Origin of the sequence: Paenibacillus algorifonticola (assembly GCF_050481745.1) — a bacterium.
GTDB classification, from domain to species: Bacteria; Bacillota; Bacilli; order Paenibacillales; family Paenibacillaceae; genus Pristimantibacillus; species Pristimantibacillus algorifonticola_A.
In genome coordinates, this window is the sequence record NZ_JBCNGR010000010.1 from 82,634 (window position 1) to 102,381 (window position 19,748).

At 50.4% G+C, this 19,748-nt stretch carries 19 protein-coding genes; 6 read left to right on the forward strand and 13 right to left on the reverse strand.

The window, feature by feature from the left end:
- Positions 1-103: 103 nt before the first annotated feature.
- The 3 genes from ABEW34_RS12540 to ABEW34_RS12550 form a co-directional block, all read right to left on the reverse strand.
- Positions 104-1,693: a UDP-glucose--hexose-1-phosphate uridylyltransferase gene (locus ABEW34_RS12540; protein ID WP_430159023.1), complete on the reverse strand. Its 1,590-nt coding sequence runs from the start codon at positions 1,691-1,693 to the stop codon at positions 104-106.
- Positions 1,694-1,719: 26 nt separating this feature from the next.
- Positions 1,720-2,718, reverse strand: a complete 999-nt coding sequence (gene galE / locus ABEW34_RS12545) for a UDP-glucose 4-epimerase GalE (protein ID WP_430159024.1) — start codon at positions 2,716-2,718, stop codon at positions 1,720-1,722.
- 143 nt (positions 2,719-2,861) lie between these two features.
- A complete protein-coding gene (locus ABEW34_RS12550) occupies positions 2,862-4,034 on the reverse strand; it encodes a galactokinase (protein WP_430159026.1) in 1,173 nt (390 codons plus the stop codon).
- Between the two features lie 213 nt (positions 4,035-4,247).
- Between ABEW34_RS12550 and ABEW34_RS12555 the strand changes: the two genes are divergently transcribed.
- The gene (locus tag ABEW34_RS12555; RefSeq protein WP_430159027.1) at positions 4,248-5,114 is read left to right on the forward strand and encodes an AraC family ligand binding domain-containing protein; all 867 of its coding nucleotides are present in this window, start codon (positions 4,248-4,250) and stop codon (positions 5,112-5,114) included.
- A gap of 130 nt (positions 5,115-5,244) precedes the next feature.
- A complete protein-coding gene (locus ABEW34_RS12560; protein ID WP_430159030.1) occupies positions 5,245-6,483 on the forward strand; it encodes an NAD(P)/FAD-dependent oxidoreductase in 1,239 nt (412 codons plus the stop codon).
- Between the two features lie 121 nt (positions 6,484-6,604).
- Here the strand turns inward: ABEW34_RS12560 and ABEW34_RS12565 are convergent, their stop codons facing one another.
- Complete coding sequence (locus ABEW34_RS12565) at positions 6,605-7,144, reverse strand: hypothetical protein (RefSeq protein WP_430159033.1); 540 nt, start codon at positions 7,142-7,144, stop codon at positions 6,605-6,607.
- Positions 7,145-7,378: 234 nt separating this feature from the next.
- Here ABEW34_RS12565 and ABEW34_RS12570 point away from each other — a divergent pair, with 234 nt between their 5' ends.
- Entirely contained in the window at positions 7,379-8,593 is a 1,215-nt protein-coding gene (locus ABEW34_RS12570; protein ID WP_430159036.1) for a magnesium transporter CorA family protein, read from the forward strand.
- A gap of 113 nt (positions 8,594-8,706) precedes the next feature.
- Here ABEW34_RS12570 and ABEW34_RS12575 read toward each other — a convergent pair whose 3' ends face one another.
- On the reverse strand, positions 8,707-9,684 hold the full coding sequence (locus tag ABEW34_RS12575; RefSeq protein ID WP_430159038.1) for a Gfo/Idh/MocA family protein: 978 nt from the start codon (positions 9,682-9,684) through the stop codon (positions 8,707-8,709).
- A gap of 218 nt (positions 9,685-9,902) precedes the next feature.
- On the opposite strand from ABEW34_RS12575, the gene ABEW34_RS12580 reads away from it, so the two are divergent.
- Positions 9,903-10,718, forward strand: coding sequence for a lipase family protein (locus ABEW34_RS12580; protein ID WP_430159041.1), 816 nt, complete (start codon positions 9,903-9,905; stop codon positions 10,716-10,718).
- 71 nt (positions 10,719-10,789) lie between these two features.
- Here ABEW34_RS12580 and trhA read toward each other — a convergent pair whose 3' ends face one another.
- The 8 genes from trhA to efeO form a co-directional block, all read right to left on the reverse strand.
- Positions 10,790-11,434, reverse strand: a complete 645-nt coding sequence (gene trhA / locus ABEW34_RS12585; protein ID WP_430159044.1) for a PAQR family membrane homeostasis protein TrhA — start codon at positions 11,432-11,434, stop codon at positions 10,790-10,792.
- A gap of 63 nt (positions 11,435-11,497) precedes the next feature.
- Entirely contained in the window at positions 11,498-12,199 is a 702-nt protein-coding gene (locus ABEW34_RS12590) for a hypothetical protein (RefSeq protein WP_430159047.1), read from the reverse strand.
- A gap of 281 nt (positions 12,200-12,480) precedes the next feature.
- Positions 12,481-12,681 carry a hypothetical protein gene (locus ABEW34_RS12595; RefSeq protein ID WP_046229059.1) on the reverse strand — a complete coding sequence of 67 codons (201 nt, stop codon included), beginning with the start codon at positions 12,679-12,681 and terminating at the stop codon, positions 12,481-12,483.
- Between the two features lie 17 nt (positions 12,682-12,698).
- Positions 12,699-13,625, reverse strand: coding sequence for a TRM11 family SAM-dependent methyltransferase (locus tag ABEW34_RS12600; RefSeq protein WP_430159050.1), 927 nt, complete (start codon positions 13,623-13,625; stop codon positions 12,699-12,701).
- Positions 13,625-13,963 (reverse strand): LapA family protein, encoded by a 339-nt coding sequence (locus ABEW34_RS12605; RefSeq protein ID WP_430159053.1) that lies wholly within the window; start codon positions 13,961-13,963, stop codon positions 13,625-13,627. The genes ABEW34_RS12600 and ABEW34_RS12605 overlap by 1 nt, the downstream gene beginning before the upstream one ends.
- Positions 13,964-14,107: 144 nt before the next feature.
- On the reverse strand, positions 14,108-15,892 hold the full coding sequence (locus tag ABEW34_RS12610) for an FTR1 family iron permease (RefSeq protein WP_430159056.1): 1,785 nt from the start codon (positions 15,890-15,892) through the stop codon (positions 14,108-14,110).
- Between the two features lie 22 nt (positions 15,893-15,914).
- A complete protein-coding gene (efeB, locus tag ABEW34_RS12615; protein ID WP_430159059.1) occupies positions 15,915-17,243 on the reverse strand; it encodes an iron uptake transporter deferrochelatase/peroxidase subunit in 1,329 nt (442 codons plus the stop codon).
- Positions 17,244-17,247: 4 nt separating this feature from the next.
- Complete coding sequence (gene efeO / locus ABEW34_RS12620; protein ID WP_430159061.1) at positions 17,248-18,159, reverse strand: iron uptake system protein EfeO; 912 nt, start codon at positions 18,157-18,159, stop codon at positions 17,248-17,250.
- A gap of 274 nt (positions 18,160-18,433) precedes the next feature.
- Between efeO and ABEW34_RS12625 the strand changes: the two genes are divergently transcribed.
- Positions 18,434-19,351: a hypothetical protein gene (locus tag ABEW34_RS12625; protein WP_430159064.1), complete on the forward strand. Its 918-nt coding sequence runs from the start codon at positions 18,434-18,436 to the stop codon at positions 19,349-19,351.
- A 125-nt stretch (positions 19,352-19,476) separates the two neighbouring features.
- The gene (locus ABEW34_RS12630; RefSeq protein WP_430159067.1) at positions 19,477-19,716 is read left to right on the forward strand and encodes an NHLP leader peptide family RiPP precursor; all 240 of its coding nucleotides are present in this window, start codon (positions 19,477-19,479) and stop codon (positions 19,714-19,716) included.
- The last annotated feature ends 32 nt before the right edge of the window (positions 19,717-19,748 follow it).

Below are 19,748 nucleotides of genomic sequence, written 5' to 3' on the forward strand. Positions count from 1 at the left end.
AATACCATAATTTTTTACACATTTCAAATTAATTATTTCACAGATTAAAAGCTGGCTCTCAATCCCCTCAGGATTAAAAGCCAGCTTCAAGGTTCAGCCTATATTATTCAGTTTGCAACCCAAGGGAAAACAGGAACTTTTGAAAGCTTGCTTTTCCAGCATCGTTGCGTTTGTATACCCCTGCGTCCTTCAGCACATCGAGGAACTTTGCGCCCGTCTGAGCCTCTACATGCGCCTGAGCTTCGTTCTCTGAGCAAGAAGTTCCATAAGACGCTACCAGCTCTCTAATCCACTCTGCATGCTTGTGAAGCGGATGAGCGCTTTCCTGAAGGGCAGCATCCATCGTCGCCTCTCCAGTCAAGTAAGCGGCAATTTGACCGAGCTCCGTTGCCAGTCTGCCTGGCAGAACAGCAAGACCCATCACTTCGATCAGGCCGATATTTTCTTTTTTGACATGATGCAGGTGCTGATGGGGATGAAAAATCCCGTCGGGATGCTCGTCGCTTGTCCGATTGTTCCGAAGCACAAGATCAACCTCGTACTCGCCATTGTCGCGCAGCCTCGCTATTGGTGTAATCGTATTATGCGGCGTCGGTGCCGCATCCAAAGCACCTGCGGTAAAGGCGAGGACATCCGCATCCGCATCGCTGTAACCGCGCCAAGCATCAAGCAGGCTGCAGGCCGCCTTCAGCACATCGGCTTTCGAAGCACCGTTAATCCTCACAACGGACATTGGCCAGCTTACGATACCGTATTTGACGCCTGGCAGCTCTGGATTAACGAAGCTTGCTTCCACACCTGCCGCTTCCATCGGAAACGTATGACGACCTGCCTGAAAGTGGTCGTGACTCAGAATCGAGCCGCCGACAATCGGCAAATCAGCATTGGAGCCGATAAAATAATGCGGATACAGCTCGACGAAATCGAGCAATCTCGCAAACGAGGAATGCGAAATCGCCATCGGCTCATGCACGCCCTTGAATACAATGCTGTGCTCGTTGTAATAAACATAAGGCGAATATTGAAAATACCATTGCTCTGCCTGCAAGGTCAGCGGCAGGACGCGCAGATTTTGCCGCGCGGGATGATCCGCGCGTCCGGCGTAGCCTACATTTTCAGCACATAACAGGCACAATGGATATTTGGCTTGCGGCAGCGTCTTAAGCAGCGCAATTTCCTTCGGATCCTTTTCCGGCTTGGACAGATTGATCGTAATCTCCAAATTGCCGTAATCCGTATCGTACAGCCAATATTTGTTTTTGCGAATGCGGTCCATGCGGATGTAGTTGGAATCGATATTCAGCTTATAGAAGGCATCCGTCGCCTTGGAAATGCCCTCTGCTTCTGCCGTCCGATCGAAAGCAGCTACCGTTTCAGAGGGGCGCGGCATGAGCAAGCCCATAATACGCGCGTCCAGCAAATCGCGATAAGTCGTAATATTTTCCTCAATCAGGCCGATGCTGTAGCCATAATCGAGCAGCTCCTCCAATATCGAAACCGCGCTATCCAGCTGCTCCTCAGCTACTTCCCCTTCATACGGCTCCGTAAAGCCGAACAAATCAAGCAGCGCATTGCGGGCAGCATGAATGTCCAGCTTGTGAAGCAAGCCTTGGCGGTAAGCAAAACCAATCAGTCTTTCAATATTTACAAGCGCCTTCGCCGTATTTGCGGCGACTGTCTGGCTGTCTGTCATGCGAAAACCGCTCCTTCCTCTTGCTCTTACTCCTGTGCTTTACCTTTGTAGCCTTGCGGATTCGCGACATGCCAGTTCCAGGCGCTGCGAATAATGTCCTCCAGCTTGTCGCGCTTCGGATTCCAGCCCAGTTCATTGCGGGCACGATCCGATGCCGCTACCAATACGGCTGGGTCACCCGTCCGGCGCGGCTCAATGACAGCCTTGATCTCGCGTTCGGTTACGGAGCGCGCAATATCAATCACTTGCTTGACGGAGAAGCCTTGTCCGTTGCCGAGGTTGTAAATCGAGCTGTCCGCACCCGTACGCAAACGTTCTACAGCAAGCACGTGCGCGTCGGCCAGATCGCTGACATGGATATAGTCGCGGATGCAAGTGCCATCCTCTGTTTCATAATCTTCGCCAAACACGGAAATATGCGGGCGTTGTCCAAGCGCTGCCTGCAGCACGATAGGAATAAGATGCGATTCCGGATTGTGGTCCTCGCCGATCAGGCCACTCTCATGTGCGCCAGCTGCGTTGAAGTAGCGCAAGGATACGAATTTCAAACCATGCGCGACGTCGAACCATTTCATCATTTTTTCCATAGCCAGCTTCGTTTCGCCATAGGCATTGGTCGGCAGCGTACGGTCATATTCGTCGATTGGCACGTTTTCCGGCTCGCCATAGGTGGCCGCTGTGGATGAGAACACAATTTTAAGCACGTTGTGCTCAATCATTTTCTCAAGCAGGCATAATGTGCCATAAACGTTGTTATGATAGTATTTTCCTGGGTTTTGCATGCTTTCCCCTACGAGCGAATTAGCTGCAAAATGAATGACGGCATCAATGCTGTTTTCCTTGAATACCGTTTCCAGAAAATCCTTATCGCGCAAATCGCCAACGTACAGCTTTCCGCCCGTTACCGCCTCGCGATGTCCCTGCTCCAAATTGTCGACCACAACGATTTCTTCGCCGCGCTCTTTAAGCGATGCTACGGCATGCGAACCAATATATCCTGCTCCACCTGTTACCAATACTGCCATTGTATTATCCCTCCCATATTTGCTTGCATATAAGCGTTCACGGCTATCACCGTCCTCCGGCGAAAAAGCTGCCGTATCGAGGGTGAAATTAAGCCGCTCCACTCGTTTCAGACGATAAGACTGCTTAAGCCTGTTGCTGTTGCTTAAACCAACTGTTCAACGCCATTGCCGATGCTGCATACGTAGAAATCCGCTACAAGCCCGGTTTCCGCCGTGTATTCCTCGCCCACTTGCTGTTTGAAGCTCTCGATGCTGTCTTCATGAACGAGCGATACGGTACAGCCGCCGAAGCCTGCGCCTGTCATGCGCGAGCCAAGCACACCATCTACTTTGCGAGCCGCAGCTACCATCGCATCCAGCTCCGCTCCTGTTACTTCATACAAATCGCGCAGCGAGTCATGCGAACCGTTCATCAGTCGGCCGAACAATGCGAGGTCATCTTTTTTAAGAGCTTCCATCGATTGCAATACCCGGTCGATCTCCTCGACAACATGCTGCGCGCGATGGCGGACGATATCTTCTTTGATCAGATGCTTGTTTGCATTAAACTGCTCCAGGTTAATTTGACCAAGTAGCGTCAGCTCAGGGAATGCCTGCTTCAATTCCTGAACAGCTTGCTCGCATTGGCTCCGGCGCTCATTATAAGCGGAATCCACTAATCCACGGCGCTTGTTCGTGTTGCCGATTACGAGTTTGTAGCTGCCTGATTGGAACGGAATGAGATCATAGTCCAGCGTATCGCACATGAGCAAAATCGCGTGATCCTTCTTGCCGTTTGCCACAGCAAATTGGTCCATAATGCCGCATTGCACACCATTGAATTCATTTTCCGATTTTTGCGAGAGCAGCGCAATTTGCACCTTGTCGATCGGCTGTTTTTCAAGCGTCAGCAAAGCATAAGCCGTGACCACTTCGATGGAAGCCGAAGAGGATAGTCCTGCTCCGTTCGGAATTTCCCCATGATACAGCAGATCATAGCCGGATGTGTAGCTCACGCCGCGCTGCTGCAATTCATGAACAATCCCTTTCGGATAGTTCATCCAGTCATCCGCTTCGTCATAAACGATATTTTCAAGGTCGAATTCCCGGCTCATTGGAAAATTCGTCGTTGCCAGTCCGAGCTTGCGGTCTCCGCGCGCACGAATGAGCAGCGTAGTGCCAAACGTTAAAGCAGCCGGAAAAACGTAACCGCCGTTATAATCGGTATGCTCGCCAATCAGATTCACCCGGCCTGGAGCATGAAATACTTGAATGGAGGAGGCGTCTCCACCAAATTGTTGGATAAATTTCTGTGTAAGCTCTTGAACATTGGCCACTTGCAATCACGTCCCTTTTTATCGTCTATTGTAATTTGATGTAAGGCGATGTCTTCCTCTTCAGTATAGCGCAAGGCAAGCGGCAATTAAAATGGCGCAAAGTGCTATTTACATGGATATATGTGACTTTCATATCGATCTAAAGACATGCTATGATTATTAAAATCCGCATATAAAGCAGTCTTTATTCCCAATTGCAGGCAGGTGTAATGAATGAACAGACCAGAGAACTACAAAGTCGCCTCAAGCCCTATGATCATCGAAAATGATCTGCTGCACGTATTGTTCGCAGGGGAAAGCCAGACGAAGCCCGCGCATCGCTTGGGCCCGAAAGTATATGATTTTTATTTGATGCATGTTGTGCTTGAAGGCAGCGGCATCTTCATTTGTGGCGACAACCGCTACGAGCTGCGGGCAGGGCACACGTTTCTGATTGAACCGGAGCAGCTTGTCAGTTATGAATCAGATATTCAGAACCCTTGGCGCTACCGCTGGGTTGCCTTTAGGGGCACACTGGCAGGAGGGCTGCTCGAAGCTGCAGGCTTATCCGTGGCACAGCCTATCGTTGATACTGGCAGCAGCAGGCGGCCAGCCGTGCTGTTTCATCATATCTTCCACATTTTCCGCTCGAATGAGGCGGCTGCGCATTTGAAGGCAAATGGCTATCTGCAGCTGCTGCTCGCTGAATACAGCGCCGTTATGAGCGATACCGCTCGCGGCAAAGCGTTGATGGCCGATGAAGAGGGAGAGCAATTGCTCCAAAAAATGATCCATTATTTATCGACGCAATATGCCCATCCTGTTTCCATTGAGCAGATGGCAGAGGCGCTTGGCTACAATCGCGCTTATTTATCGCGGTTTTTCAAACGCAAAACGGGAACGACGCCCGTCACCTTCCTGCTCAAGCTGAGAATAGACAAGGCTAGACAGATGCTTCGAGAGCGTGGAGAGCTGACGATTGAGCAAATTTCCGCTTCTGTCGGGCTGCAGGATGCGCTTTATTTTTCCAAGCAATTTCGGCGTTTTTATAATCAATCCCCTACCGCGTACCGCGAAGCGATGCGCAGCCAGAAAGAATAGCGGGCAAGCCGCATTCCTTGTAATACGGAGAGACTGTTATGGGACATATTAGTGGTACGGCAATTCAATAGATAAGCAATGGTTTCTGATAGCGCCATTTAAAATCAAATGAACAGGAGCTGTGCCTCAGATGAAGGAGCTGCATACAGGCAGTCTGTATTGGCCTACCACCTTAAATTCCCCGGCAGATTATCCGAGTATTACCTCGAACAAAAAAGTGAAGGTTGCCATTGTCGGCGGCGGTATGTCGGGTACCATTTGCGGCTATATTTTGGCAAAAGGCGGCATTGAGGCAGTGATGCTTGAACGGGGAAGCGTAGCAGGCGGCAGTACGTCGGCCAACACGGGCTTGCTCCAGTTTTCCAATGATATTATGCTGTCGGAGCTCGCTGACCAAATCGGTGAATACGATGCTGTTCGGTTCTATCGCGGCTGTCTGGATGCCGTGCGGCAGCTTGGGGAAGTTGCGGCGCAGCTTCCCGTTGATGTCGGCTTCATTCCAAGAAGCAGCCTATACTATGCAACTTCTGAGCAGGATTTGCCGATGCTGCGAAAGGAATATGAGATGCTGCGCAAGCACGGATTTGACGTCATTTTCCTGGAAGCGGACGATATTTCCCGGCAATTTCCTTTCCGCAAACCAGGTGCTATTATGACGCAGGGGGATGCCGAGGTTAATCCGTTCCAGTTCGTGCAGGGCGTCTCTGCCGCAGCGGTGGAAGCCGGGCTGCAAATCTTTGAGCATACCGACATCGTAAAGCATGAACGCTCTGCCGAAGGCAGACAGTTGCTGCGTACGGCGGGCGGCTGGGAAATCGAGGCGGAGCATGTGATTTTCGCTATTGGCTATGAGCCTGAGGAGCTGCACGGCCAGCTTGTCAAAGCTGACATTAACCGCTCCTTTGCCGCCGTTACCGGCGTTCAGGGCGATGCGAAGCTGCGGGCCAATTGGCCGGGGCAATGTCTGATTTGGGAAACGGCACGCCCCTATTTATACTTGCGCACGACGGTGGATGGCCGTATCGTCGTTGGCGGACTGGACGAAAAGACCGAAGCGCCGATTGAGAGCGAGAAGCTAAGGCGCAAGCGAACCGATAAGCTGCTGGAAAAAATAACGGCATTGTTTCCCATGCTGGATCAGCCGCTGGAATTTGAATGGAGCGCCACATTCGGCGAATCCCGTGATAATTTGCCCTTTATCGGTGCTGATCCGAAAATACCCGGCGTCTATTATTGCCTAGGTTACGGCGGCAATGGCACCGTCTACAGCATGATGGCTGCCTATATGCTGCGGGACATGATTAATGGCGAGGAGCATCCGCTCGCCAGCATCGTGCGCCTTGACCGTCCTTCCTTATTAAAGGTTTAAGCAGGCTTGCATCCCTGTCATATAGTGTGCTTATATACACAACTATATAGAAAAGAAGGGCATCGCCAATCGGCGGAGCCCTTCTTTTCTATCATGATGTAAACTTTTTTTGATATAACCATTAAATATCGGCAATATGCACAGCGCCTTGATTGCGGAATACAGATTCCGCAATTGAAAGCCGCGCCAGCTTCGGTCCGCCCTCTTTGTCCATCATCGTATGGCTTTCATCCGTCTCCACGACGACGATGATGCTCCCTGCACGAATCGCTTCCCGGCTTTCATCCTCGGCTTTATCCAGACCGAGCGCTCTGAGCGCGTGACTAACGCCATCATCGTCTGAAATAAAATTAGTCGCCAGCAAGCCATCCGTTGTCATTGGCACCGCGCTCCAGCCACCAGCTCCGGTCATGCCAGTCGCAGGCATTACAGCGGCAGCAGCAATCGTCGTTCCCTCATCCATCATACGGCTTCCATTCGTGCGCGCCAGTTCCATGACCTCATCGGCATGGATATCGGTTTCCGCTTCAATTCGGCGGGAATGCTCGCCATCCTTAGCAATGATTTGAAGCTCCCCCGGTACGAATCCGGCTTGCTCCAATGCGGCAACCGTATCAATCACTTCTTGTTCCGTCTTGAAAATCCCCAGCTTCTTAGCCATTAGAATCTCCTCCTAAACCTGATTGAGATTACAAAAGCCTGCTGATTCCGGCTAATGATGTGTATGCCATATTTCAGCTGGCTTCATCCGAGCGCTCTTAGAATAGTTATACCCTCAGCGGCAACGAATCAATCGCAATGTTGCAGATTCGCCGTCCGGTTGTTGTACAACAAACACTTTCAAGGTATGATGGAGGGAAGTGAAAAGGAAATCGGACAAGCAGGGGGCAAGGCGATGATTCATCGAGTGCTTCGCTATCCCGCGCAGTGGGATTGGCAAATGCTGCAGCTCGAAAGGCAGCATGCGGAGATCGGGCAGAAACTGCCCAAACGCAAGGACAACAGAAAAAATAATGAAAGCCTCCTTGCCGCGCGGCCATATCCTGTTCAGGCGGGAAGCGGTGCCGATTCGCAAAAGCTGGAGGCGAAGCTGCTGCTTCCTGAATGCGCCTCCTGGCTTGAGGAATGCGACGGACGGACGACGAATCAAATTACGGTTGCCCCAGCAACTGAGCATGGCCCGCTTGTGCATGGCACACTGATGATCCAAATTTCGGATGTGCAAACGGATATACAGCCGTTTCACTTCTGGGTATCGGGCAAGCGGCTTGTGACGATGCATGAGGATATGCGGCTAGCTATACGCTTTCAGGCAGATGATGTAACGAGCAGGCTGGAAACGTGCGATACTGCTCCGGAAGCCTTGCTTGTTATGCTCGGCGTTATTTTAGGCCCTTTCCACGAAGGGCTGGATGGCTTTGAGAATCGGCTTGGCGATCTTGAAAATAATATGCGCAGCGCCAATCGTACCGGCTTGATGGACACCATCATTGAAAGGCGATATGACTTGCTGCATTGGAGCCATCTTTTTACGCCCGTTCGCGAGCTTCACGGCTCGGTGAAGGAAGCTTTTCTCGATGGGATTATGGAAAATGAAGCCTACAAGCGCATTACTCACAAGCTGGAGCGAATTGATACGCTGCTCAAGCATTATTCGCTGGAGATCGATACGCTCATTTCAATGGACGATGCAATTTCCAACTTCCGTGGCAATGATATTATGAAGACGCTGACGATCTTCACCGTGATTTTCACTCCAGCTACGGTCATTTCTGCCCTTTGGGGTGTGAATTTGGAGCCGCTGCCCTGGGACAAAACCTGGTGGGGCTTTACGATTCTTTGCGCCTTCATAATCGGCATTACCATACTCATTTACGTTTGGCTTTGGAAAAAAGGCTGGACTGGCGATATGCTGATTGGCCGTGGCGGCTCAGGCAAGCTGGCTGCCACTCGTTCTGACCGACACAGCCGCAAGAAGTATAAGGAAACGCTTGCGGATGAAGACAGCGGGCGGAGCCCTTCTTCGGAGCGTACATCATCTGCCAAGACGGCCTCACAGGAGCAGGCTGCGCCCGCAGCGAAGCCATTGACTAGATCACGCCGCTTGTAGCTCAACATGATTTATTATGAAATAAGCCCCTCCACTGCTCGCTATTTCGGCGAATATGGAGGGGCTTTTATTAATTTTATAGCTTAGCTCTATTCCTTCAACAAAGCGGCTAATCAATACGAGGGCAAACGTACAGGAAGACCCGATTTCGCCGATTGGTTAGCCGCAACTGTAATTTCCTGCGTCCGCAACGCATCCGCATAGGTCGAACGAATGAGCGAAGTGTCGCCGGTGCGAACGGCATGCAGAAAAGCTTCATTTTCAAGCTGATAAGGATCGCCCTTGTTTATGTACTCCGTTTTGCAGCTGGCTTCGATATCAATGAGCCCATGATGTCCAAGCTCCAATACCCCTTTATCCGTATAAATGTGCAGTCCGGCACGATCCCCAGCGCTAAGGGCACAGGTATTGCTGATAGAAGCTACTGCGCCGCTCGCCAGCTTGAAGGTAGCCGTTCCAATATCGGGAACCTCAACGCCTTCTTCCTTGCCTGCCATAATCCGGTTGCCATACGCGGCATAAACCTCCGTCACATCACCGAGCAAATAACGCAGCAAATCGACAATATGCGTCGTCTGCTCGACAAACTGACCGCCAGAGCCTTCCATTTTTCTCCACCAGCCGACACCTGGCATACCGCCCATCCAGCTCCCAATAGCCATAGCAGCCAGCCTGTCCGCCAGCAGCTCTTTCGCTTTATCCGTGCCATCCATATAGCGGAAATGATAGCCGACTGACGTAATCAGGCCGCTAGCCTGAACAGCTTGTCCAATAGCTGCCGGTGTTTCGATGTCAACACCAAGCGGTTTTTCGACAAGAAACGGAATTTCGCGCTTTACCAGTTCGTTTTCAATCTCGCCATGAGCAAACGGCGGGACACAAATATAGACGGCATCCAGCTTCCGGTCATCGAGCATATCGGAAACGTTTTCATAACCGCGTGCATCTGTAAACGGCTTAGCCGCATCGTCTGCCTTCTGCTTGCTTGTAGCCACTAATGCGGCTACGTTGACACCTTCCATACGCGCCAGTTTTTCAGCGTGCATCTTTCCAAACCAACCTGTACCGATAACACCAATCTGCAAAGCCATGTGCAAGCTCCCCTCGTAAAACTTTTTCCTGTTATTATAACGGCGTAAGCCCGCCTACGTCCATTGTTACTTTGCCAAATTTATTTGCCAGAGCTTGGCCCAAGCGGTTGCGCAGTCGCCCAGCCATTCATATGCTACAACATCAGCTGCCCACTTGCAGGCGGCATTTAGGCAGAAACTTCTTGCGCTGAGGCGCAACCTGGAGCGGAGGTCGGGCAATGGCAACTTTGAAAAAAAACAACCGGGAGTCGCAGCAGCTGGACACTCGGACTGCTTTATTTTTGGCTGCGGTATGCGGTCAAACGTATTTGCAATTTACGAATCCAAGCGGGCTGTTTCTTGTGCCGCGCAATTATACGCTGCTCGGGACATTCAAAGCCCGAGCCTACGACCAGACGGAGGAAGCGTTCGGCTTCCTGCTGATGTCGGAGCAGTCCTCCGTGCTCGCATTCCGCGGCTCTGGCTCCGCCGTCGATTGGGTATCGGATTTTATCGCCCAGCAAACGCCCTATCGTCCAGTGAAAAATGGCGGTTATACACATAAGGGCTTCACTGATATTTATATGTCTGCCCGCGATCAAATATTGGCGCTTATCGAGCAGGTGCCCGCTGATAAGCCTCTGTTTATAACGGGCCATAGTTTAGGTGGCGCTTTGGCTACGCTTGCAGCTGCCGATATAGCCGCGAATACTGAAATAAAATCGCCGATCGTTTATACGTTCGGGGCGCCGCGGGTCGGCGATCCTAAATTTGTGCGCAATTACAACCATCTTGTTGGCACTCATTGGCGTTTTCAAAACGAATATGATATCGTTCCCCATCTCCCAACCCTTGTGTACCAATCGCCACAAACAAAAAAAACGTATTATTACTTGCATGTAAAGGGTGAGGTCAAGCGCTCGTTCAGACTCGGCTCGGTTGCTGCCAATCATGTGCTTCCGAGCTATTTTAACGATCTATATGTAGAAGAACCTATCTTCGCACTGGCCATCTGTTCGGAGCCGCCTGGCTGGTGCCCGCTGCTTACGCAGTAGAACAAGCACAAAGAAGCTTGGCAGCAGGCAGATGCGAACGCATCCATCTATTGCCAAGCTTCTTTGAACGTTTAGGACGGCAGCATATAAAGCAGAATGGCGAAGAAATGCAGCACGGACCCGCCAAGCACGAACATATGCCATACCGCATGATGATAAGGAAACGCCCGCCACATATAAAATACGGTTCCCACCGTGTAGAGCAGCCCACCTGTAATGAGCAGTTGCAGGCCACCAGGTGCCAAATGGCTCGTAAGCGGCTTCCAGGCGAAAACGATCAGCCAGCCCATGGCCAAATATACGATAGTTGAGGTAAATAAAAACTTTGAAGCGAAAAAAGCTTTAAATACGACACCAACAAGTGCGAAGCCCCAAACGATGCCGAATAGAGCCCACCCTAACGTCCCCTGAACAATATGCAGTAAAATGGGCGTATACGTCCCGGCAATAAATACATAAATAAAGGAATGGTCCAGCGATTCAAAAACACGCTTCGCCTTGCCCTCTGGAAAACTGTGCACCAAGGTTGATGCGGCATAAAGCAGCAGCATCGCTGTTCCATAAATCGTAAAGCTGACCACATGAGAAGCTGTCCCCTTCTCCACTGCAAATACGATTAAAATAACGAGTGCAGCAATGCTAAGTGCAGCTCCAATGCCATGTGTAATGGCATTGGCTATTTCCTCGCGTCTGGAATACGTATGCGTGTTTGCCATAGCTATGGCACCTCCGTTTCAACCACTGAAAGTTAAAAGCCCTACTACTTACAGTGTAGAACATCAGTGCCAGTCTTTCAACCATAGCCGCAAGCGGTCGATCGTTTTATCCAAGTTGCAGATCGCATCTTGATCGCGAAACGCCTCCTGATGGCGGAAATAATGAGCATGCCCGCCAATGACATGTATCGGCTCAACCTTGCCTGGCGCATGCTTCATTCGCTGCCATTGCGGCACTCCTGAAGCGCTTCGCTCCCAACCGCCCCAACTGCCGATGCGGCTTACGGGATCATTAAGCTTGCCCGCCTCGTTTACGGCATACAAATAACACACTTTGTCTTTCAGCTGCGGCGCAATATGATTGCGCGGCGAGCCGACCTGCACGACGCGAAAATTGCTCATGAGATTGCGCTCCATCAGCATTTTCGCCGCCTGATAGGCTGCCGCCCCACCGCCGCTATGTCCGATGAACAGGGATGGCTCATCCGCGCTGAGCAGCTTCTCCTTCACTTGACGGTAGGCAATTTGCCCACCTATGCGTCCAGCTGCAATAAAGCTGGTCAAATCGCTTCCCACCTCAAGCACTTGACGAAACAGACTGCGGCTATTGTCACCATAAGGATGCAAAATATGAATGCGCGGCTCAATGCCGGATTCGCGGAATAATTGATCAAGCTTGTCCCGACAAGCGTTAAAAGCACTTTTCGTCGTAGCTACACCCGCCAGCAAAAATATGTTAACGGCTCCTCCACCTGCTGCCAGCATGCTTCTCCCTCCATCGCAAAGAAATATGGTATAGGTACATTATGCGGGAAGAAGCTGCGATTCATTCCTGCAAGGGCCACCTAAAAAGAGTTGTATTACAAGCGTAAACGGCTGAAGCCGCCCTCTGGCGGCAAAGCTTCTGTTTCGCGTAGAAATATAGAGAAAGGATGGGAAAATTATATACTTTCCTATATTTAAAAATAAGCCTTTTGCTATGCTGCACATTCTCAGCATAGCAAAAGGCTATTCAGACGATTAGGCATTATTCAGCTGAATGCTGGCTATACACCCATCTTTTTGCGTTGATTGTTGACCTTCTTCGTGTTTTGGCTCTTCATTTGCTGCGTGTTAGTTGAAAAGCCGCCTTGTGCGAAGCCATCTGCTTTGCCTTGCTTCTTCTGAGCCAGCAATTGCTTGGCTTTCTCCGCTTGAGTCAGCTTCTTAGGCTGCTCCTGTACTTCCTTGTTCTCCACGTCCGACATATTATCACCTCGCTTTATTATTTAACCAACGTAATAAATCTTGTAAAAGCGCCCTTATGCAGCTCGCAGCGATCTACCAAGCTAAATCCGGAAGCTGAAAGCTGCGTTTCAATCGGCTCTGTCGTCACAATGACTGCAAGGTCAGCAAGCCGTCTTACACTTTCCAGCATATCAAGCTGCTCGCCAATCGGCAAGACCGAACATAAATTATATGGCAGATCTACGATTGCCGCATCATAATGCCCCTCCAGCTCACGCATATCGCCCAGTGAAACAAGCTCCTTGCTATAGCCAAAATGAGCAAGATTGACCCGGGCCCCCCGCACCGCAAGCGGATTGCGATCCACGCCGCGAATCGCAATGCCCATCGACAGCGCTTCAATTAGTACGGTACCCATGCCGCAGCATGGATCGATCACACTCAATGCCTCGCCATCCGGCCCTGCGGCAATGTTGACTACCGCCCGGGCCACTCTCGTGCCAAGTGCGGTTGAATAATTTTGCGGCTTCTGCCGATGGGCGAGCCAGACTGCGCTTGCTTCCTCACAGTCGCCAAACCAGTATCGCTGCTGCCAAAAGGTAATGCCCAGCAGACGCTCTGGCTCCCGCATATCCGCTGCTCCAATTAATGATGCACCGACGGAACGCTCTAGTCCGCGCTGCTCTTCATAGCTGTACGGAGCTTCCGCTACTGTGCAAAGCACCTTGAATGTCGCTCCATTCATATCAACAAGCGGCAGCTGCTCTAGAAGCTCCGGCAAACTTGCTCCTGAAAGGGCCAGCTCTACGCGTCGCTTCAGAAACGGACTGCGGCTCGGAGAAACGCGATGCTCGCTCACGACAAAGCCATTGCTTAGCGGAGCATCCAGCAGGCGGCTTAACTCCAGTCGGCATAGCTTCAATTCCTCTTCATGACAGCTGTAGCTGTATAAATAGCGAGCCATTAATGATCTACTGACGTCCGCGCCTGAGGGGCAGCAATCTCATCAATGCTGAATGGCTTGAGCTCCGGCGCTGCCTTTTTTTCCACCTCAGCTGTTAATTCATTCACCTGTTTATTCAGCAGCTTAACCTGGCGCTGCAAACGGAATACACGCACCATTCCAAATAATCCAATCACTAGTCCGCCAAGGAGCGTCGAAGCGAGAATGACGAGAATGAGCGGAATTTGAGTCTGCGCAAACATAAAATTAACTTGCACCGAATTGACATTTATTACGGCAAACAACGCAATAACGAATGCAAACAGCAGTGCGGATATAAGCATCGTTTGAGCCTTCATCGTTTTCTCCACCTTTATCTGGGTTGTTATTAGTTTATCATATTCCCTATTAAACCAATAGTCATAACGCCAAACAGCAAGCGGATGCCCGCCACAAAGGCAAGCATCCGCATTAGTTGTTCACAAAATAGTTATAATGGCTAATTACACTTTTCTTCCCATCTGCTGCCACACAAACATCACGATAATGACCAGCAATACCCCAAGCTGCGTAAGCGCCGTCTCCAGCGTCGGATAAAAACCAAGGAAGCCGATAGCAGGCAGCTTGCTTACCGCATGCGTCGGCAGCCAAGCAGCAACCTGCAGCGAGTGGATGCTTTCGCCCATAAAACGGAACACCAAATAATATATGAGCACCGATGCCACAATGAAAAAGGGGCGAATGGGCAGCTTCGTGCTGAAGCGAATAATGACGAAAGCAATCGCCAAGAGCAGCAGAAACGTTACCCCGATCCCTAAAATCATTTGGAATGGAGCAATGGAAGGCGCCATGCCGACATAAAAAATCGTCGTCTCCGCCCCTTCCCGCATAATCGCAAGCGCCGACACAGCGAACAGGGACCACAGACTGCCGCGCGCAATGGCACTGCCCATTTTGTTGTCAATATAGCTGTTCCAGCTGCGCAAATTCGCTTTGCTGTGCAGCCAATTACCGACCGTGATCATCAAGATGACGGAAACAAGACCGGCGATGCCCTCAATCGCTTCACGCGCGCTGCCTGCAGCCGCCTGAGCAATCGCATAGGTGAGCAGCACAGCCATTACAGCGCTCAGCAGCAGGCCGACCCAGACGCCAGACCATACCCAGATGCGCTTCGACTCATTGCCCGATTTTTTCAAATAAGCCAGCAATGCCGCAAGCACGAGAATCGCCTCAAGCCCCTCGCGGAGCAAAATCATTCCGGCATCCCAAGCGGTATAACGCGTTTCCTCCACCATCGGAGCGAGTATTTCTCTGATTTCAGTAATTACCGCTTGGGCTTTATCTGGTACTGGCGGATTAGAGAGCAGATAGCCCGATACCGCCGTCATTTTAATTTCGATTTTCGTATAAGCCTCAGCAGAGCGAATTTGCACCTGCCCCTCGACCGAAGGCCATTTTGAAATGAAGGCTTGCATTTGGCCATCAGCCTCATTCAAATTGCCTGCAACTATGTCTTTTGCCGCTTTATCAATGATCGCAATCAGGTCAGCAATACCCAGCTTTACCGCAGGTGCAGCAGCCGCATTGATTTTGCCTGCGATATAATCATTAATCAGTTGAATCATGGCATTCGTTTCTGTCTCGGCTTGCTTCGCACGCGGCGGCTCGGCCTGCAGCGCAATGCGAATCATGCTCATGGCAGTCTCCAGCTTGCCGTAGACGGTGAAGTTTTCCGAGCGAATCGCAGGTTCAATCGTCAGCCAATTATCGTTAATCGTCTTATAATCAGCGCTCGCCTTCACCCATTGCTCTCCTTGAATTTCGATCAGCAGCTTCGTGACCATAGGCAGAAGCTGCTCCGCGGCTTCCTTGCCGGTCAGCTTAGCTTGATCGTCCTTCTGGACGCTTTTCACATATTTATTAATCACCTTCGCCAGCTCGGATAAGGAAGCTTTTGCTTCATCCGGCTTATTGTCTGCCTCATCCAACAGCAAGATTGCATGAGCCAGCGCGGAATCGACATCGGCGGATAAATCTGATTTTTTCACGTTTAGCTGCTTCCAACGTTCATTTGCTTCTTTAATATGACCGGATGCCTGCTCCCAGTCGCTCTGGCTTGCCGCCGCTAACGCTCCGCCCACAAGCGGAAGCAGCTTATCCAAATCGCTGGACGTTTCTGCAAATGCAGGCCTCACACCGATCGCTCCTAAAGCTATCGCCGCCAATATCACGATAATGCCCAGCCACTTCCAGCCTATGCTGTAACGGCTTCTACCTAAAACCATACGCCGCTTCCCCTCTCTCCCGCTACAATAACGTCTCTCCAATATAGCCGCCCTCGCTAACGCCAGGGAAACAAGCAAACACGGCGCTGCCCGTATGCACGATATATTCATTCAGCTTGTCCATGCGGCTCAGCTTGGTCTGCATCGGGATAAACTGCTTGCTCGTATCACGGTTATAGCAAATGAACAGCAGCCCCGCATCAAGCTGTCCGGTCCGATTGTCCAGACCGCTGGAGTAGGAGTAGGAACGGCGCAATATTTTCAAAGAGCCGTCCCCTCTAGCTAGTGCCAGATGAGAGTTAGCTGGAATGACCGGCTTGCCGCTCTCATCCTTTTTGTTAACATCAACGGTGTCAAACTCCTTCAGGCTGCCAATTGGAGCACCGCTCTCCCGGTGGCGGCCGAAGGTCGCTTCCTGGTCAGACAGCGTTGAGCGATCCCATACCTCTACCCTCATGCGGATTCTTCTGACGACCATATAGCTTCCGCCAGCCATCCACGGTACGCCGTCATCAGCCGAAGCCCAGACGACTTGCTTCATCTGTGCCTCATCACTCGTATCCGGGTTCGCGGTCCCATCCTTGAAGCCCATCAAATTGCGTGGTGTCGCGCCCTGCTTATCGGCGCCAGAGGTGCGTTGAAACCCTTCTGTCGTCCAGCGCAGCACCGCTTTGCCCCGTGCAATACGCGTCAAATTGCGTATCGCATGGAAAGCGACCTGCATATCGTTCGCACACACCTGCACGCCAATATCACCACCGCACCATTCAGGCTGCAGCTCATCGCCGCCAAAGGCAGGAAGCTCCTCAAGCGACGAAGGCTTTTTGCCCGATAAACCGAATCGTCCATCAAAAAAGCTCGGCCCAACGCCGAATGTAATCGTAGTTTTGGAAGGTGACAGCCCTGCGGCTTCGCCCGTATCAGATGGTGGCAGATTCAGATTGTTATTGTCCGTGCCAATCATCGTTCCTTGCGTCATCGCAGCAGATGCGGCTGTCCATGCTTGAAACAACGTACGCACCTCATCTATTGAAGCTGCTGTCAGATCAAAAGCGGCAAATAATATAAAATCCTGTGACGGCGTTGCAATGCCTGCCTGATGAGCGCCATAAAACGGCAGCACATCTCCACTTGCTCCAGCTTCGTCTCCGGTCGTCGCTGCGACGGACAGGCTTTTGTTTGCCGCCTGCATAATGCCGCCTACGCCAGTCGCACCAATCAGCAAACCGGCCCCGCCAACGCCCATGAGCCGCAGTAAATCCCTGCGGCTCATCGGTTTTTCCAGCACGCTGTCACCAGCCTGCTTCTGATTATGCTTCTGTTTGTCGTTGTTGTTAGTAGTAGAACTCATGACATTAAGCCCCCAAAATTTTGCCCATTTGTGAAAGCGGTTCTGCCAAAGCATCGAGCAGTTGGCTCAGCTTCTTCGTATCTTCTTCTTTCAAATCCAAGTACGATTTATATCCATCGCCATCTTTATAAACAGCAAGCGCATCATCAAGATTTTTGAAGCTTGTGCCAATCAACGTTTCCAGCGCGGCGTCGTGCTTGTTCAGCTGCGGCTGAAGCAGCTCATAAATTTTCTCTGCCCCTTCTACGTTCGCAACAAAATCATACAAGTCAGTATGCGAATAACGCTCTTCCTCGCCGGTTACTTTAGAGGAGGATACTTCGTTCAGCAGCTCAACAGCTCCCGTAACGAGCAGGCTCGGCTCGATTTCAACCGTCTCCATTAAAGCGCGAAGCAGCTTGATATCCTCAAGCAGCGTGTCGGCATAACCTTCAGCGCCTTTTGTCGTATTTTCTTCCCATAAAATTTTCTCGATACGGTGGAAGCCTCTCCATTCCTTCTCGTCGACATCATTTTCACGGGCATCAATATGCGGGTCAAAATCGCCCAAAGCCTCGGCAATCGGCTCGATTCTTTCATAATACATTCTCGATGGCGCATACAACTGCTTCGCCGACCTGATATCACCAGCTTTAACGGCATTGACGAATTTTTCAGTTTCAATAACGAGCGAATCCGCCTCTTTAATCGTAAAGGCGCGATATTCATCAAGAACAGGCTGCCATTCCTCCTCCGTGGCAGGCGCTACTGTAGCAGCAGCTGGCGCTTCCGACGCTGCCGGCGATTCTGCAGCTGTATTCGTTGCCGTCGCTGCCCCATTGTCTGTTTTTGTATTGGTAGCAGTATCAGAGCCGCAAGCAGAAAGAAACAATAGACTTGCACAAGATAATGAAATTGCGACTAACTTCCAGTTCATTCGAAATATCCCCTTTTAAAGATCCACGTCGTGTGAATTTATTCTATTGCGAAGTATATTCCTGATGAGAATCATTGTCAATTATATTTTTATGGCAATGATGGCACTTATCCGCGCTCATTTTATCGTTTTTCCACAAAAAAGTTCCAGGTTTCTACATTTTACTTAACTCCCCCCTCTATCTTCAACCGCCAAAACAAAGTATAATACTGGAAAACAAATTGTTTTATAAGCCTTTAAGCCTATTATATAAAGATAAGAGGACTCCGAACCCATGCCATTTACCACTCCTTTTGAATCCAGCCTGCAAGCTGTTTTCACCAAAGCACAGCAAATAACCGCAAAATTTCCCGAGCCGCTAAATCATACGGGACAAGCGTATATCACGCATATTAATCCTCTGCATCGCAGTGGCAACCAGAACTATATCGGCTATTTGCTGCCTTATTGGATGAGGGAAATGGCCTCTATGACTGAGGAGCAATGCGAGCAGCTAGCGCTTGCCAATGTATTCGGCATGCTGCATTTTTTCATTGTGGATGAAGTGATGGATACGGGGAGTGCGGAGAGCAGACAGAAGCTGGCTTTGAGCCATTTATTTTATACGCAGATGTACGGTGTTCTACACCGTCTTCACACCTCTGACTCTAAGTTTTGGGAGTATTACGATCGCTACATGGCCGATTGGTCGATTGGGGTAGCTCATGAGTCCGCTGAAGATTATTTTAATACCGATCCGCTTCGCACCGCTTTAAAGTCGTCACTCGTGAAAATAGCCAGCACTGGAGCTTTGCTCCTCTCGGGCCAGCATGCCTCCATACCAGCAGTGGAGCAAGCTGTTGATTATGTACTTGTCGCCCTTCAGATGGCCGACGATTGGACGGATTGGGAAGCTGATTTGGCAGATGGAAGCTATAACGGATTACTAGCGTTTTTCATGAATAAATGGCCGGAGCATTCGCCTATTACGGTTAGTAAAGTGAGGAAAGCGATATATGTACAGGGGCTACTAACGGACTATGCGGAGCTCGCTTGCCAATTTGAGCAAGCCCATCAGCAATTAGGCCTTAAGGCTGGTCATTTGCTGGCATTTCATGCCTCCATAACCGCTTCTCTTGCAAAGGATGCCCAAAATATAGAGCTGTCTCGGCAAAAACAGATGGAGGGCGGACTTTTCCACATACTAACATGACGAAATTCGTCAAAAAAAGCTTATTATCAGCAATGTTTTCTGAAAATATATAGTAGTTTTTGTCGAAATTTCATGTTACAATATGTAAATGGAACTTATACATAATATTAGAAAGGTGGAAAAGTATGAGCAGCGAAAACAATTTACGACAGCAAATTATTCAGAAAGCATGGGAAGATGAGGCTTTCAAGAAGCAGCTCCTTGCTGATCCACGTACCGCTATTAAAGAGGCGTTTCAAGTTGAAATTCCAGAAGGCGTTGAAGTAAAAGCAGTAGTAGAACAAACTAACAGCTACTATCTCGTTATTCCTGTCAGCCCTGCTGATAGCTCCCAAGCGGCTGTCGCATCCCCGCCTTGGAAGTAAACCTCTACGTACAGTCATAAATCAAGCGCCCT

Bases quoted from the DNA above. Each gene is read 5' to 3' on its own strand.
- trhA (WP_430159044.1), bottom strand. From the start codon at position 11,434: ATGGCAAACACGCATACGTATTCCAGACGCGAGGAAATAGCCAATGCC.
- ABEW34_RS12565 (WP_430159033.1), bottom strand. From the start codon at position 7,144: ATGGCTAAGAAGCTGGGGATTTTCAAGACGGAACAAGAAGTGATTGAT.
- ABEW34_RS12605 (WP_430159053.1), bottom strand. From the start codon at position 13,963: ATGAAGGCTCAAACGATGCTTATATCCGCACTGCTGTTTGCATTCGTT.
- galE (WP_430159024.1), bottom strand. From the start codon at position 2,718: ATGGCAGTATTGGTAACAGGTGGAGCAGGATATATTGGTTCGCATGCC.
- efeB (WP_430159059.1), bottom strand. From the start codon at position 17,243: ATGAGTTCTACTACTAACAACAACGACAAACAGAAGCATAATCAGAAG.
- ABEW34_RS12570 (WP_430159036.1), top strand. From the start codon at position 7,379: ATGATTCATCGAGTGCTTCGCTATCCCGCGCAGTGGGATTGGCAAATG.
- ABEW34_RS12630 (WP_430159067.1), top strand. From the start codon at position 19,477: ATGAGCAGCGAAAACAATTTACGACAGCAAATTATTCAGAAAGCATGG.
- ABEW34_RS12610 (WP_430159056.1), bottom strand. From the start codon at position 15,892: ATGGTTTTAGGTAGAAGCCGTTACAGCATAGGCTGGAAGTGGCTGGGC.
- ABEW34_RS12540 (WP_430159023.1), bottom strand. From the start codon at position 1,693: ATGACAGACAGCCAGACAGTCGCCGCAAATACGGCGAAGGCGCTTGTA.
- ABEW34_RS12590 (WP_430159047.1), bottom strand. From the start codon at position 12,199: ATGCTGGCAGCAGGTGGAGGAGCCGTTAACATATTTTTGCTGGCGGGT.
- ABEW34_RS12560 (WP_430159030.1), top strand. From the start codon at position 5,245: ATGAAGGAGCTGCATACAGGCAGTCTGTATTGGCCTACCACCTTAAAT.
- ABEW34_RS12595 (WP_046229059.1), bottom strand. From the start codon at position 12,681: ATGTCGGACGTGGAGAACAAGGAAGTACAGGAGCAGCCTAAGAAGCTG.
- ABEW34_RS12555 (WP_430159027.1), top strand. From the start codon at position 4,248: ATGAACAGACCAGAGAACTACAAAGTCGCCTCAAGCCCTATGATCATC.
- ABEW34_RS12625 (WP_430159064.1), top strand. From the start codon at position 18,434: ATGCCATTTACCACTCCTTTTGAATCCAGCCTGCAAGCTGTTTTCACC.
- ABEW34_RS12600 (WP_430159050.1), bottom strand. From the start codon at position 13,625: ATGGCTCGCTATTTATACAGCTACAGCTGTCATGAAGAGGAATTGAAG.
- ABEW34_RS12580 (WP_430159041.1), top strand. From the start codon at position 9,903: ATGGCAACTTTGAAAAAAAACAACCGGGAGTCGCAGCAGCTGGACACT.
- ABEW34_RS12575 (WP_430159038.1), bottom strand. From the start codon at position 9,684: ATGGCTTTGCAGATTGGTGTTATCGGTACAGGTTGGTTTGGAAAGATG.
- efeO (WP_430159061.1), bottom strand. From the start codon at position 18,159: ATGAACTGGAAGTTAGTCGCAATTTCATTATCTTGTGCAAGTCTATTG.